Annotated in this window: 11 protein-coding genes and 4 pseudogenes; 6 read left to right on the top strand and 9 right to left on the bottom strand. The window is 70.6% G+C overall.

What is annotated here, in order from left to right:
- Window positions 1-226: 226 nt before the first annotated feature.
- From OG390_RS48650 to OG390_RS48640, 3 genes and pseudogenes are all read left to right on the top strand, one after another.
- Window positions 227-1,118 (top strand): annotated as a pseudogene (locus OG390_RS48650) (helix-turn-helix transcriptional regulator).
- Between the two features lie 225 nt (window positions 1,119-1,343).
- Window positions 1,344-2,138, top strand: a complete 795-nt coding sequence (locus OG390_RS48645) for an SDR family NAD(P)-dependent oxidoreductase (protein ID WP_406177098.1) — start codon at window positions 1,344-1,346, stop codon at window positions 2,136-2,138.
- A gap of 304 nt (window positions 2,139-2,442) precedes the next feature.
- Window positions 2,443-2,724, top strand: coding sequence for an ANTAR domain-containing protein (locus OG390_RS48640; protein WP_406177097.1), 282 nt, complete (start codon window positions 2,443-2,445; stop codon window positions 2,722-2,724).
- 59 nt (window positions 2,725-2,783) lie between these two features.
- Here the strand turns inward: OG390_RS48640 and OG390_RS48635 are convergent, their stop codons facing one another.
- The 3 genes from OG390_RS48635 to OG390_RS48625 form a co-directional block, all read right to left on the bottom strand.
- Window positions 2,784-3,002, bottom strand: coding sequence for a hypothetical protein (locus OG390_RS48635; protein WP_406177095.1), 219 nt, complete (start codon window positions 3,000-3,002; stop codon window positions 2,784-2,786).
- A gap of 319 nt (window positions 3,003-3,321) precedes the next feature.
- Complete coding sequence (locus OG390_RS48630) at window positions 3,322-4,332, bottom strand: hypothetical protein (protein WP_406177094.1); 1,011 nt, start codon at window positions 4,330-4,332, stop codon at window positions 3,322-3,324.
- Between the two features lie 431 nt (window positions 4,333-4,763).
- Entirely contained in the window at window positions 4,764-4,946 is a 183-nt protein-coding gene (locus OG390_RS48625; RefSeq protein WP_406177092.1) for a hypothetical protein, read from the bottom strand.
- A 41-nt stretch (window positions 4,947-4,987) separates the two neighbouring features.
- Here OG390_RS48625 and OG390_RS48620 point away from each other — a divergent pair, with 41 nt between their 5' ends.
- Window positions 4,988-5,281 (top strand): hypothetical protein, encoded by a 294-nt coding sequence (locus OG390_RS48620; protein ID WP_406177090.1) that lies wholly within the window; start codon window positions 4,988-4,990, stop codon window positions 5,279-5,281.
- A gap of 130 nt (window positions 5,282-5,411) precedes the next feature.
- Window positions 5,412-5,714 (top strand): annotated as a pseudogene (locus tag OG390_RS48615) (helix-turn-helix domain-containing protein); the annotation flags it as partial.
- 461 nt (window positions 5,715-6,175) lie between these two features.
- Here the strand turns inward: OG390_RS48615 and OG390_RS48610 are convergent.
- A pseudogene (locus OG390_RS48610) lies at window positions 6,176-6,858 on the bottom strand (helix-turn-helix transcriptional regulator); the annotation flags it as partial.
- Window positions 6,859-6,959: 101 nt separating this feature from the next.
- Entirely contained in the window at window positions 6,960-8,150 is a 1,191-nt protein-coding gene (locus OG390_RS48605) for a PucR family transcriptional regulator (RefSeq protein ID WP_406178314.1), read from the bottom strand.
- 150 nt (window positions 8,151-8,300) lie between these two features.
- Between OG390_RS48605 and OG390_RS48600 the strand changes: the two genes are divergently transcribed.
- Window positions 8,301-9,788, top strand: coding sequence for a long-chain-fatty-acid--CoA ligase (locus OG390_RS48600; RefSeq protein ID WP_406177088.1), 1,488 nt, complete (start codon window positions 8,301-8,303; stop codon window positions 9,786-9,788).
- A gap of 53 nt (window positions 9,789-9,841) precedes the next feature.
- Here the strand turns inward: OG390_RS48600 and OG390_RS48595 are convergent.
- The 4 genes and pseudogenes from OG390_RS48595 to OG390_RS48580 form a co-directional block, all read right to left on the bottom strand.
- Window positions 9,842-9,955 (bottom strand): annotated as a pseudogene (locus OG390_RS48595) (IS5/IS1182 family transposase); the annotation flags it as partial.
- Window positions 9,956-10,128: 173 nt separating this feature from the next.
- Window positions 10,129-11,151, bottom strand: coding sequence for a TolB family protein (locus OG390_RS48590; protein WP_406177086.1), 1,023 nt, complete (start codon window positions 11,149-11,151; stop codon window positions 10,129-10,131).
- The gene (locus OG390_RS48585) at window positions 11,148-12,416 is read right to left on the bottom strand and encodes an MFS transporter (RefSeq protein ID WP_406177084.1); all 1,269 of its coding nucleotides are present in this window, start codon (window positions 12,414-12,416) and stop codon (window positions 11,148-11,150) included. Before OG390_RS48585 ends, OG390_RS48590 begins: the two co-directional genes overlap by 4 nt.
- Before the next feature lie 5 nt (window positions 12,417-12,421).
- Window positions 12,422-13,312: an alkaline phosphatase family protein gene (locus tag OG390_RS48580; RefSeq protein ID WP_406177082.1), complete on the bottom strand. Its 891-nt coding sequence runs from the start codon at window positions 13,310-13,312 to the stop codon at window positions 12,422-12,424.
- Between the last annotated feature and the right edge of the window lie 4 nt (window positions 13,313-13,316).

The following is a 13,316-nucleotide window of genomic DNA, read 5'->3' as shown; positions in this document are numbered from 1 at the left end:
TGGGCCGCTCGTGCCCGTGTGCAGTTGCCTACCGGGCGCACGAGACGACACCGCTGTCATCGGCGCGCGTCCCGGACGGGCACACCCGACGTGCGCCGCCGTAGCGTCGGGGCCGGGAGTGCCACGTCATCCAGGTAACCGGCTTTCCGGGCGGGCAGCGAGTTACCAGCAAGGGGTGTACTGCCAGTACACCCCTTTCGCGGCGTGCGGCACGTACGGTCGAGGAGTGGACAACCGTGCAGAGGTCCGCGAGTTCCTCACCTCGCGGCGAGTGAAGATCGCCCCGGAACGGGCCGGGCTGCCCGCCGGGGCGCGGCGCCGTGTGCCGGGGCTGCGCAGGAGCGAGGTCGCAACCCTGGCCGACGTCGGCGTCGAGTACTACGCCAAACTCGAACGCGGCAACCTCGCCGGCGTCTCCCCCGCCGTCCTCGAAGCCGTCGCCCGCGCGCTCCAGCTGGACGACGCCGAGCGCGCGCACCTCCTGCACCTGGCCCAGGCCGCCGACGGCTCCGACGTCCTCACCCGCCGTCGACGCCGGGCCACCCGGCAGTGGGCCCCGCACCGCAGTCTGCAGTGGACCCTGGACGCGATCACCGCCGGGCCCGCCTTCGTGCGCAACGGCCGCATGGACCTGCTCGCCGCCAACCAGCTCGCCCGCGCCTTCTACACCGACGTCTACGCCGCAGCCCACAACCAGGCGAACCTCGCCCGTTTCAACTTCCTCGATCCCGTCTCCCGGCGCTTCCACCCCGACTGGGACACCTTCGCCGACACTGCGGGTGGCCATCTTGCGCACCGAAGCCGGTCGCAACCCCCACGACAAAGACCTCCACGACCTCGTCGGCGAACTGTCCACCCGCAGCGAGGAGTTCCGCACCCGCTGGGGCACCCACAACGTCCGCCACCACGGCACCGGGGTCAAACGGTTCCACCACTCGGCCGTCGGAGAACTCACCCTGGCCTACGAGGGCCTGGAGATGGCCGCCGAACCCGGTCTCACCCTCACCATCTACACCGCCGAACCCGGCTCGCCCTCCGAAGAGCGGCTGCGCCTGCTCGCCTCCTGGACCGCCACCCAAGAGGACCACTCGCCCACGCAACCATCCACAACAAGCTGAGGCCACCTTCAACGGCTGGCCCGCAGACGGGGCCACCGAGAGGACATAGCGCGCCCTTCAGCGGTCACCGCGCCCCCGAAGGGAAGGAAACACTTCCATGCGAGGAGCAGTCATGCACGCTGCCGGCGACGGCCGCGTCGACGAGCGGGACAAAGCGGCTGTCCGAGCGCCCCTCGGCTTCGCGGCGCCCGCCCCGGCCTCGCGCGTACGAGAGGCGGTGTGATCATGAGCCGGATCCTGGTGACCGGTTCCGCGGACGGCCTTGGACGTGCCACGGCGGATGCGCTGCTGTCCGCCGGACACGATCTCGTAGTGCACGCCCGGAACCAGGAGCGCGCAGCGGGCCTCGACTCGCTGCTCGACCGCGGGGCAGACATCGTCGTGGGTGACTTCACGGAGCGCGACACCGTCCGACGCGTCGCCGCTGAGTTGAACGACGCGAAGCCGCTCGACGCGGTCATCCACAACGCCGGCGTGTGGAGCGGGCCGGCGGTCATGCCGGTCAACATCATCGCACCGTACCTGCTCACGGCCCTGCTCCGCGGGCCGCGCCGACTGGTATACCTGAGCAGCAGCTCCCACCTGGGTGGACGCCCCTCGCTCGGCGGGGTCGACTGGCGGGGCGAGAGCGCGGGCTCGTACGCCGACAGCAAGTTGTTCGTCACGATGCTCGCGGCAGCGGTGGCCCGCCTGCGCCCCAACGCGCTGAGCAACGCCGTAGCGGCGAGACATGGCCAATCGCCGGGAAGTCCGCGCCTTCCCCGTCTCACGGCGAGCCACGATCACACCCGAACAGGCCGGACTACCCGCCGACAACAAGCGCCGCACCCCTGGACTGCACCGCAGCAAGGTCGCGACGCCCCCGACGCCCATCACGAGCAGCAACCGCACACGGAACGCCTACAGATTCCGGTCTGGGCCAACGCGGCGAGAGGGCTGCGGCGAAGGCCGCGGGCCCAAGAGAGGGCAGGGCGAGTGCGAAGGCGAGGAAGAACACGGCGGGTGCGGCCGACCCCATGACGAGGACGCCGAGGACGGCGATGGCGGCGTTCGGGCCGTGGACACGGCGCCGCGGCAGCACCGCACACGCACGTGACGGACGCACCCCCTGACGCGCCGGTCGGCATGCCGATTGGCTGACACTGCCGCTCTGCGCGGATCTGTTTCTTGTGGCAGCGGCCCGCTCACGGGGCGTCTTTGGCAAGGGTGGGCAGAGAATTGAAGGGAACCGGCCGGGTATCGGCGCAGTCTGACCGCGGAGGCCATGGTGACTGTGAAGGGGAGCGAGCCGGAGCGTACCTCTGGCACGGAGGCTGCGGAGCGTATGGAGGCGCTGGAGGACGAGAACGTTCAGCTTCACGAAGCGATACGCTCGCACGCCGTGGTGGACCAGGCGATCGGCATCGTGCTCGCCATAGGGCAGCTGACGCCCGACCAAGCCTGGGATGTCCTCAAAGAGGTGTCCCAGCGGACGAACATCAAGCTGCGGCATGTGGCGGAAATGATCATCGAATGGGCCCGGACGGGAGACTTGGGCGCCGACGTCCACGCAGAGCTGGAGCGGCAAATCGCGCAGCACTCCCCACCCTCGCAAGCCGACACCTGACCGCGCCGAGTCACCCGGTCGACGGAACCCTGGCGTCGGCACAGGCCGAACCTGGTGTTTCAGTCGCGCGCTGACCACACCTCAGGCCCGCCGCCATGCCACTCGATGACAGGCGAGTCGGCCACATCGATCTCGTCGATACCCGCCCAACCCGCCCGCTGCAGCATCTCCGCCAGACCACGCAGACTGCAGGCCGCCCCCACGATCTCCCCATCAATCCGCACCCGCCGGCCCTCGTCCTTGATGGGCGGATAAACGATCACGGAACGCTCGGTCATGCACACAGCTTGACGCGCACCCCCCACTCGGCGCACCTGGAGACCCACCCACTTGGCTACCAGGGGCCGGACCGCATCCGCCCGTGGTAAGCGCTCGAGCCGTTGCAGTGACCCGACGGGCTCCAGCGCCTGGTTTTGTACATCCCTTCGCCGTGCTCCCGGCCGGTGCGATCGACGCGGACCGTGTCTGGCGCAATTTCCTGGTCGGTGAGCGCCCTGGTCGACGCCCTGGGCATCGGGCCAGTGGGGCAGCATGTCGAGCCACAGGCCCAGGGCGCCAGGCGGATGCAGCAGCACGACGTGCCTCCAGATCGGACGGTCAGGACGCGTGCCAAAAGGCGGTGGCCGGGCCGATCGCGCCGGGGCCGTACTTGTCGCGGATGCGGTCCATGGCCGCTTCGGCGACCAGACGGGCTTCACGTGCCTGATCAAGACTGATCTGCTGGGCGACCTGGTCGGCGCGGACCACGTCCCCGCCCTTGAGGACGATCCCCGTCAGGCGGCCGCGTTGCAGGCCGGCCGCGTCCATCAGCCGGTAGGCCATCGAGCGCAGGTCGTCGTCGTGTGCCGACGCCTCGGGCAAGCGACGGGTCTTCTCCCAGCGGGTGCCGCCGGCGAACGTGAGGGTCAGGGTCACGGCGCGGGCCACCTGGTCGCGGCGGCGCAGCAGCCGTCCGAGCTGGACGACGAGCCCGAGCAGGGCGGCGCGGGCTTCGCTGCCTTCGAGGGTGTGCCGGGGGAAAGCGCAGCGGACGCTCGCGGAGGCAGGCAGGGCGCGGGGGACGACGGGGCGCGGGTCGACCCCGCGCGCCCGGTCGGCGGCCACGCGGCCCGCTTTGCCGCCCAGCAGGCGCTGCACGGTGACCGGTGGGACGGCGGCGAGCAGGCCCACGCTGTGGATGCCGTAGGCGCGCAGAGCCTCGGCCTGGCGGGGGCCGATGCCGTGCAAGGCGCCGACCGGCAGCGGCCCCAGCCACGCGGTGACGTGCTCGGGGTCGATGGCCAGGACACCGCCGGGGGCGGAGAGCTGCGCGGAGGCGGTGGCCGCCACGGTGATCGACGGGCCGATCCCGACCCGCACATCGACACCCAGGCGGGAAAGGGTGCGCACCCGCAGCACCTCCCCCAGGCGGCGAGCATCAACGCCGTGACAGCGCAGCGCGCCCTTGAGTTCCACCAGGGCCGCGGATGGCGGCAGTGCCTGCACCACCGGAGACAGCTCCGCGAGCTGTTCCAGGACCTGCCGGTAGACGTCCTCCGGCACCCGGTCCGGGCAGCGCACATGCATCACCGTCGACGCCCCTCTCGCCGGCATCGCACCCGTGGTCATCACCGTCACCTCCCACACCCCACGTTATCGAACATAAAATCGAACACGCGAGGGGTGAAGGATGGATCACGGGTGTCACGGAGCATCGTCGTCTGCGAGCGGAGCGCCGCAGTCTGCGAGCGGGCTCTTGATGCGATCAGATCACGGCGAGTTACGAATACTTTCGGTGATAGCCACGGCGCGTACCCGGTGCTGCTCCTGTGAATCCGTGGCTGTCCCGACCAAGGCGGTTGTCCCGTCCGACTCGTGCGGGCTGGAGATGCTGTTCACGGCGTACGCGGGTGACGAGGCGGTACGGGGCTGGCTGACGCTGTCCGAGGGGTGGTAGCGGCAGTGGATCACGCCGTGGCAGGTCGACGGCGGATCGGTGGCCTGGCCGGTAAGTGAGCTCGGTTCGGTGCCTGTCGGCTCGTCGTCACCGGTTCGCGGGTTCACCTGCCGGTCGGGGCACGGGCACCAACCGGGGTTGCCGGTTCATGGTGTCTAGCGGTCGCCACCATGGCTTCGAGTCCCTGGAAGAGCAACATCTGCTGCTCGCGCCGGACTTCGTGCGGGTCGTTGACGTGCTGGTCGTTGACGTGCTGGTCCAGCCGTTCGAGCTGGACTTCAAGCACGACGGGGGCGCGGCCGGTACATCCCGGACTTCCTGGCGGCGATGCCCGGCGAGAGCGGGTGGTTGTTCGACGTCCGGCCGGAGCGGCTGATGGCGCCGCAGGACGCGCTGAAGTTCGCGGCGGCCGGGCAGGTGGCCGGGGGCTGCGGATGGCAGTACTCGGCGGTGGCCAGCTGGCGCCCGCACGTCCACAGTGTCCTGGACTTCTTGTCGTCCCAGCGTCGTCCGCTGCAGGAACCGATGCGGCTCCAGGGCGAGTTCCTGGCCGCCGTCCCGGGAGGAAGGGATGCTTGGCGTGCTCACGTGCGTAGCGCGGCACGGATGTCGAGCGGGTGACGATGCCGCGGTCGCCGGAGCCCTCGGTGCCATGGCGGGAGGAGGCCACCCGACCGCCGTCGCGTACCGCGCGGGAAGCGATGTCCGCGACGCCCGCGGTATCGACGAGGCCGTCCACGCCGTCGGGAACCTGCTCGCGCACCAGCTCCGCGTGGATCACCCTGAGCAGGCGGGTCTCCCGGTGTACGGCCAGCGGCGGGTGCCCGGTCTGCGCCGTGGCGAGGTCGCGATGCTCGCCGGGGTGAGCGTCGAGTACTACATCCGCCTGGAGCGCGGCAACCTCAAAGGTGTCTCCGACAGCGTGCTGGATGCCCTGGCCAGGGCCCTGCGCCTGGATGACACCGAACGCATGCACCTGTACGACCTCGCCCGCGCCGCCGGGTCGGCGCCCCAGGCGCGGGCGAGGCAGCGGGAGGCCCAGCCGACGGTGCGGCAGCCGCCGACGTTCTGGACACGCCCCCAGAGGACGCCCCACGAGCCGCACGGCCGGCCGCGACGGGGGCCCGCGAGGTGGACACTGGGCCAGTGTGACGCGGATCACTGGCGGGACGGTCGTATTCCGCTTAACGTGTCCGGGCGGCCCCGCCGTCGTTCGCAGCGGCCCTTCGGGGTATGGGGGTAACCTCTCCGGCGGGCCGCACCAAAACGATGCACGCCCCCGTAGCCAAACCGGCTGGCGGGGGCGTTCGCATACCGGGGCTACCGCTGGCTGCGGCCGGGCGCGAGCAGGCCGGCCAGTTCGGCGATGGCTGCCGGTGAGACACCGACCATGCAGCTCCTGCCACGCCAACTCCAACTCCCAGGTCCGTTGTAGGCAGGCCACCGTGCGTGCCGGATCTGGCGGGTTCCGGTAGCGCCGCACCGTCTTGGGGCCAGTGCAGGCGGTGGGCGATGGCGCAGCGCGTCATGATCGCGCGTACCCGGCTCGGCGCTGTAGACGGTGAGGGTGAGGCCGGGCTGGGCGGGCAGGTCCATGGCGTCGAAGTCGAGGCGGATGTCGCCGATTTCGGGGTGCCGGAAAGGTTTGCTGCCGGTGTGATGGAGGCGCACATTGTGCTTGGCCCACGCGGTGCGGAACTCCTCGCTTCGGGTGACCAGTTCGCCGATCAGACCGGTCAGATCGCTGTCGTGCGGGGCACGTCCGGCTTCGGTGCGCAGCAGTGAGACAGTGGTGTTGAGCGAGGTCTCCCAGTCGGGGAAGAAGTCACGCCCGCCGGGCGTGAGCAACTTGAAGCGGGCGATGTTCACCGGGCGCGGTGCGTCGGCGGCGAACAGGGGTGCGTAGAGGGCGCGGCCGAGCCGGTTGGTGGCCAGGATGTCCAGGCGCCCGTTGCGGACGAAGGCCGGAGTGTCGGCCATGGAGTCCAGGACGCGCTGGACGCTGATGGGGATCGGGCCGCGCGGCTTCTTGGCGCGGCGGGCGGGTCGCCGGCGCTGAGCGGCCGCAGGCCGTAGAGGTGGGCACGTTCGGCCTCGTCGAGCTGGAGGGCGTTCGCTACCGCGTCGAGGACCTCCTCGGAGGCTCCGGCGAGGTGCCCGCGCTCCAGGCGGACGTAGTAGTCGATGCTGACACCGGCCTGGCGGGTGCTGCGCCGCTCGCACGCCGGGTGAACGCCCGGCCTCTCACCATCCCCGGGCTCGGAGAGACAGCTCAGGGGCCCCGGGTCCGTCGGATGCCTCATGCCCCTAGGGATTCGCCTTGCCCGGCACTGTGGTTGCGGACTGCCAGGAGCGCGGCGCCGAGGTCCGCCACTGCCCGCGGATCGGAGAGGGCGCGGCCGGTCAGTTCCTCGATGCGGCGCAGCCGGTAGCGGACGGTGTTGGGGTGGACGAAGAGAGTTCGGGCCGCTCCCGCGGCGGAACCGGCGGCGGCGAACCAGTGTTCCAGGGTCGTCAGCAGCCGGCCGCGTTCCGCGGCAGGGAGGTCGAACACCGGCTTCAGGACCACCTCCGTCAGGTGCGCGGCCTCGGCCGGAGCGGCGGCCACGACCATCGCCAGCAGGTTGTCGTCGAACCGCGCGACACCGGGCCCGGCACCCGGCAGGCCGGCCAGGGCCAGCCGGGCGAAGCGCAGGGCCTGCGGAACATCCCGCAGCGAGGGAAAGCCGGGGCTGACACCCACCCGGGCGCGGGCGCGGCGCAGCGTGCGCAGACAGGTGGACTCCGCCGTCGGCGTGGTCAGCGCGACCACGCCGATCTGCTGGTCGGGCAACAGGCGCCAGGCGGAGGGGAGTTGAGCCTGACGCAGCGCGGCCTCGATACCTGCCAGGGGTTCCTCGCCGGGAGCGTCCGCCACCGCCACGGCGACCGCGTAGGGTCCCTGTTCAGGCAGGCCCAGTTCGCGGGCGGCCTCCCACAGCGTGGTGCGATCGGAGATGACGCCGGTGAACAGCGCCTCCACCAGGGCCGAGCGCCGCGCCTCGCGCTGCAGCGTCAACTCGGCCGAGGTCTCCCGGTGAGCTGCTGCCACGGCCTCGGCGTACCGGCCGAACAGCGCCCAGATCTCGGCCGACTGGGACACCAGTTGGGCGTCGGTGACCTCGGGATGGGTGCGCGCCTCCGCGATGAATTCCGACCAGAGCAGTTCGAAGCCGATCCGATAGGCGTGCAGGGTGTCGGCCAACGGCATGCCCTGCTCGGCGCGGATGCGACCGGTCTCCCGGGCCGGGCTCGGTTCCGGGGCGTCCGCGGTGTGGAAGTGGCTCAGTATGAGGTCGGCGTTGGCGGTGCACGAGCGACGCAAGGAGTCGAAGGGGATCAGGGACGCGTCCTGGTAGGCGTCGACTTCGGCGCGGATGCGCTGCGCCATCCGCTCGCCCAGTTCCGGCAGCCGCGCGAGGAGCGCCGAGGCCACGCCCGAGAGGTCCATCATCGCAGCCTATTCCACCCATCTTGTTCCCAGGAACAATTCAGGAGCACAGACGCAGTGCCGCCGCCCATAGGCCGTCGCCACTGATGGCATCACCATGTCGTCCACGTGAACGGCGGATTTCGACGGCGACATTCCTGGAGGCGGACCATGGCCAACCTGGCGGAGTTCCTGGTGGAGACGGCCGCGCGGCAGCCGCAGCGTCCCGCGCTGCGCCTGGGCGGACAGATCACCTCCTACGCGGAACTGAACGAACGCAGTGCCCGCGCCGCGGCGCTGCTGCGGGCCGAGGGGGTGCAGCGCGGAGATCGGGTGGCTCTGATGCTGCCCAACGTCCCCGAGTTCGTCGTCCTGTACTACGGCGTGCTGCGCGCAGGCGGGATCGTCATACCGATGAACCCCCTGCTCAAGGCGCGCGAGAGCGAGTACCACCTCGCTGACTCCGGGGCGAGGCTGCTGTTCGAGTGGCATCAGGCGCCCGGTGAGGGAACACAGGGCGCGGCCGCAGCCGGGGTGCGACACCTGGCCGTCGAACCCGCCTCCTTCGCCGCCCTGCTGGCCGGACACGAACCGCTCCCCGAGGTGGCGCAAACGGAGGACGACGAGGTGGCCGTGCTGCTGTACACCTCCGGCACCACCGGCCGGCCCAAGGGCGCCGCGCTCACCCACGGCGGGCTGCGGCACAACACCGAGGTCAACACGGTGCACGTGCAGCAGATGACACCGCAGGACGTGGTCGTCGGCTGCCTTCCGCTGTTCCACATCTTCGGCCAGATCTGCACCATGAGCGTGGCCGTGCGCGCCGGCGCCTCCCTCACCCTCATCCCCCGCTTCGACCCGCAGACCGTGCTGGACGCCATCGCCCGCGACCGGGCCACCGTCTTCGAGGGCGTGCCCACCATGTACGCCGCCCTGCTCCAGCACCCCTCCGAGGCGGACGTGCCGACACTGCGGATGTGCATCTCCGGCGGGGCCTCACTGCCGGTGGAGATCCTGCACGGCTTCGAGCGGCGCTTCGGCTGCGCCGTGCTGGAGGGCTTCGGCATGTCGGAGACCAGTCCGGTGGTCACCTTCAACCAGCCCGACCGGCCGCGTAAGGCCGGCTCCATCGGCACCCCGATCCGGGACGTGGAAGTGCGACTGCTGGACGACAAGGGCCAAGACGTCGCCCCCGGGGAGATCGGGGAGCTGGCGGTGCGCGGCCCGAACGTGATGAAGGGCTACTGGAATCGGCCGGAGGAGACGGCGGCCGCCATCCCGGACGGCTGGCTGCGCTCCGGCGACCTCGCGCGGCAGGACGAGGACGGCTACCTCTACATCGTCGACCGCAAGAAGGACATGATCATCCGCGGCGGCTACAACGTCTACCCGCGCGAGATCGAGGAGGTGCTCCACGAGCACCCGACCGTCGCTCTGGCCGCCGTGGTAGGAGTGGCCGACACCCACCTGGGCGAGGAGATCGCGGCCGCGGTCGTCCTGCGCTCTGGGACGCACGCCACCCCCGACGAACTGCGGGAGTTCGTCAAGGACCGGGTGGCGGCGTACAAGTACCCTCGCAGGATATGGCTCGTGGACAAGCTGCCCACCGGCCCCAGCGGCAAGATCCTCAAGCGGGAGATCACCGCCCCGACAGGATGAATCACTCCCTCTGCGAGGCGGCCCAAGACGCCCCCCAAGAGCGCCGAGCCGTCTGGAGTCGTTCGGCCGGCAACTTGCGACGGCCGTGACCGAGCGCCTGCCGCGTGCTGATGGCCCCTGCAGGAAGAGGAGACCACGCTGACGATGCTCCAGTCGATCCGGCTGGACCATCATCAACCTCGCGCAGCCGGTCGGCGTCACAGCGCACCCTGCGGATCCTGCTGAGCCGTCCTGCTCAGTGGCTTCGCCTTGGTGACTGTGCCGTAGCCGGATGGGTGTTCTTTGACTGGCAGGACTGGCTTCGGTCGGCGCGAGCGTCGGCGCATCCGGCCCTGGCGTGTCAGTTCAGGTAGGCGGGTGCGACGGCGGAGGTCATCAGTCGGCGGGCTGTGCCGGTGCCGTTGGCGGGGACGGTCCACAGGTCTGAGCCGTAGTCGCCGGGAAGGGCGTAGACGAGGGTGGAGCCGTCGGCCCACAGGGCCTGGTCGTCGATGTTGCGCTGTTCGGCGGTCGCGGTCTCCTTCATGGTGCGCAGATCGAGGACGTACAGCCGCCAGGGAGCGTCGGGAGACGCTCCGTTGACGCGTTTCTTGTAGGCGATCCGGGTGCTGTCGGGCGAGAGGGAGGGGCATTCGACGTTTTGGTGCAGGGTGGTGAGGGTGCGTGCGGCGACGTCGCCGCGGACCAGGTAGGTTCGGCCGCCGGTCGCCAGCGTGGCGTAGAAGCGGGTGTCGTCGGCGAAGGTGACGCCCCAGATGTTGATGTCCGCGGCGCGGTAGGGCCGGCCGTCCTTGATGATGCGAAAAGTCTCCAGGTTGTCGTCGATCGCCCAGGTTCGGGTGTCGACGATGGCGGTGCGGGTGGAGAAGTTGGTGCCGGCATAGGAGTCTCCGCTGACGAAGACCGTCCAGGCCACCAGGTGGCCGGAGGGTGAGACCCGGGCCCGGGTGGGGATGCCCGCTGCCGGGAAGTGGTGCAGCTCGTGCAGGTGCGAGTCGAGTACCACCGTCCGGTAGGTGTCCCGCAGCGTGCCATGCACAGCCTGCAGGCAGATGCCGGTACCGGCCGCCGCGTGGAGTCGCAGGCACTTGAGGCCCGACGCGGTGCGCGGCCCTTGCGGATCGTCGGCGGGCACGGTGGCGATCTCGTCGCGGTGCGGGCCCCAGGCCAGGTTGCGCACCAGCAGCCGACGGCCGGCGGTCGGTTGGAGCGAGACGGTACCGGCCCGCACGGTCGGACCGTTCGCCTGCTGCTGGTCACGCATGCCCGACCGGTGGGCGGCATACAGCACCGCCCCGGTGCCGACACCTCCGAGCAGCAGGACGGCGACCAGCAGGATCACCAGACGGGTGGTTCTGGTCATGGGGACACCTCATCGGCGGGACGAAGGACGAACGAGGCCACGAGGGCGCTGATGGCCAGTGCGGCGGCGGTGGCGGCGAGCGCCGTGCGCCCGCCCCACAGGCTCCATGCCGCGCCGAAGGCGAGGGAGCAGGTGAACCGCGCCAGCGCCTGGCCGGTGCCGACCAGTGCCTGCCCGGCGCCTTGGTGCTGAGCCGGCACGGCGCCCGCGGTGGCGGCCGCGAGGACTCCGTCGGTGGCGGCGTAGAAGGTGCCGTGCAGGACGAGGACGGCGACCACGGCCGGGACGCCGTGCCACGGGGAGAGCACCAGGCCGTAGCCGAGCAGCAGGACGCCGTGGCCGGCCAGGAAGAGCCGGCGGCGGCTGATGCGGTCGGCGAGTGCGCCGAGCGGGACGGCGAGCAGCAGGAAGACGGCGGCGGTGCCCAGCGGCAGCAGCGGGAACAGATCGGCGGGCAGGTCGCCTTCGCGCTGGAGCAGCAGATAGAGGAAGGAGTCGCTGACGGTGGTGAGACCGAGCAGGGCCGCACACAGGGTGAGGCGGCGCAACTCGGGGCGGCGCAGCAGCCCGAGTGAATCGCGCAGCGCCGGCCGGGCCGTTTCGGGCAGCCGTACGGAACTGTCGGGGGTGATGTGGCGGGGTACGAAGAGCACCAGCACCAGGACGCCGACGACGGCGACGCAGCCACTGACCGCGAAGACCGCGTCGTAGCCGTCGACGGTGGCCCGCAGCACGGCGAAGGCGACGAGCGGGCCGAGCAGCGCGCCGGTGGTGTCCATGGCGCGGTGCACCCCGAACGCCCGTCCCCGGTGCTCGGGTTGGGTGGCGAGCGAGATCATCGCGTCCCGGGGGGCGGTGCGCAGCCCTTTGCCGGTGCGGTCGGCCGCGAGCACGGCACTGATCACGGGGAGGGTGTGGGCGAGCAGCAGCAGCGGCTTGCACACCGCCGACAGGCCGTACCCGACGCCCGCAACGACCTTGTGCCGGCGGCCTCCTCGGTCGGCGAGGTGACCGCCGGCCAGCCGGACCAGGGCCCCGACGCCGTTGTTGATGCCGTCAAGGAGCCCGAAGCCGAGCGGCGACAGGCCAAGGCCCGCGACCACGTAGAGCGGCAGGACGGCCGTGACCATCTCCGAGGAGATGTCCGTGATGAGGCTGACCGCACCTAGGGCCAGCACGGTGCCGGGTACAGCGGCCGACCGCCGCCCCGGACGGGTGTCCGGGGCGACGGCGGCCTTGGTGCTGCGGGAGTCCGCGAGATACACGGGCGTCAGTTCCAGATGCCGGTGATGTCGGACGCCGAGGCGGCGTGGCCCGCGTGCGTGGACAGACCGGCCAGGTCTTCCACGGTGCGCAGGACGTTGTAGTGGTTGTAGGTGGTGGAGGTGGAGCTGCCGGGGGTGACGTGCTGCCCGTAGAAGACGGTGGGGATGCGGTTGCCGGAGAGCTTGTTGTCCTCGTCGAAGGTGACGGCGAGGATGCTGTTGTGCGTCTGGGCCCAGGTGGCGTAGGCGCCCAGGTTGTTCTTGATCCAGGTGTCGCCGGTGTTGACCGAGCAGTCGTGCATGTCACTGCACAGGTTCGGTACGACGAAGGAGACCTTCGGCAGGGTCGTGTAGTCGGTCGGGAACTGCGCCATGGTCATCGCGCTGCTCGTCGGCACGTTGGAGAAGCCGAACCACGGGTTGTGCTTCTGCGCGTACCTGCCGCTGCTGCAGGTCGTCGAACCCTGGCTGGGCAGCGACTCGTTGTAGCTCTTCCAGGTCTTGCCCGCGGCGATCAGCTCGGAGGCGAGGTTCGGCGCGGAGATGGAACCTACGGGGACACAGCTGTCGTCGGTGCGGCCCTGGTTGGAGCCCGAGAACAGCATGTAGTAGTTCGGCTCACTGGGGTGGGTGAGGCCGTAGGACTGGGTGAGGTTGGCGCCACCCGCCTTGAGGGTGTTGTTGATGTACGGGGCGCTGGAGCTGCCGATCACCTGCGAGTAGGCGTGGTTCTCCATCACCACGACCACCACGTGGTCGGGGGTGGGGAGAGCGACGGCCTGAGCGGTGGAGGCTGTTGCGGCCCACACGCCGATCGACGTGGCAGTGAGGGCGACAGCCCCGGCGAGTGCGGCGAGGGGGCGTCTGTTGCGCTTGGAAGCCTTGACGGCGGCCATGACT

Source organism: Streptomyces sp. NBC_00996, from assembly GCF_045162675.1.
Lineage (GTDB): Bacteria > Actinomycetota > Actinomycetes > Streptomycetales > Streptomycetaceae > Streptomyces.
This window is presented reverse-complemented; position numbering and strand designations above follow the sequence as displayed.

Excerpts from the sequence above, each read along its gene's own strand:
- OG390_RS48630 (WP_406177094.1), bottom strand. The coding sequence starts at position 4,332 with ATGACCACGGGTGCGATGCCGGCGAGAGGGGCGTCGACGGTGATGCAT.
- OG390_RS48635 (WP_406177095.1), bottom strand. The coding sequence starts at position 3,002 with ATGACCGAGCGTTCCGTGATCGTTTATCCGCCCATCAAGGACGAGGGC.
- OG390_RS48590 (WP_406177086.1), bottom strand. The coding sequence starts at position 11,151 with ATGACCAGAACCACCCGTCTGGTGATCCTGCTGGTCGCCGTCCTGCTG.
- OG390_RS48645 (WP_406177098.1), top strand. The coding sequence starts at position 1,344 with ATGAGCCGGATCCTGGTGACCGGTTCCGCGGACGGCCTTGGACGTGCC.
- OG390_RS48580 (WP_406177082.1), bottom strand. The coding sequence starts at position 13,312 with ATGGCCGCCGTCAAGGCTTCCAAGCGCAACAGACGCCCCCTCGCCGCA.
- OG390_RS48640 (WP_406177097.1), top strand. The coding sequence starts at position 2,443 with ATGGAGGCGCTGGAGGACGAGAACGTTCAGCTTCACGAAGCGATACGC.
- OG390_RS48600 (WP_406177088.1), top strand. The coding sequence starts at position 8,301 with ATGGCCAACCTGGCGGAGTTCCTGGTGGAGACGGCCGCGCGGCAGCCG.
- OG390_RS48605 (WP_406178314.1), bottom strand. The coding sequence starts at position 8,150 with ATGGACCTCTCGGGCGTGGCCTCGGCGCTCCTCGCGCGGCTGCCGGAA.
- OG390_RS48620 (WP_406177090.1), top strand. The coding sequence starts at position 4,988 with ATGCCCGGCGAGAGCGGGTGGTTGTTCGACGTCCGGCCGGAGCGGCTG.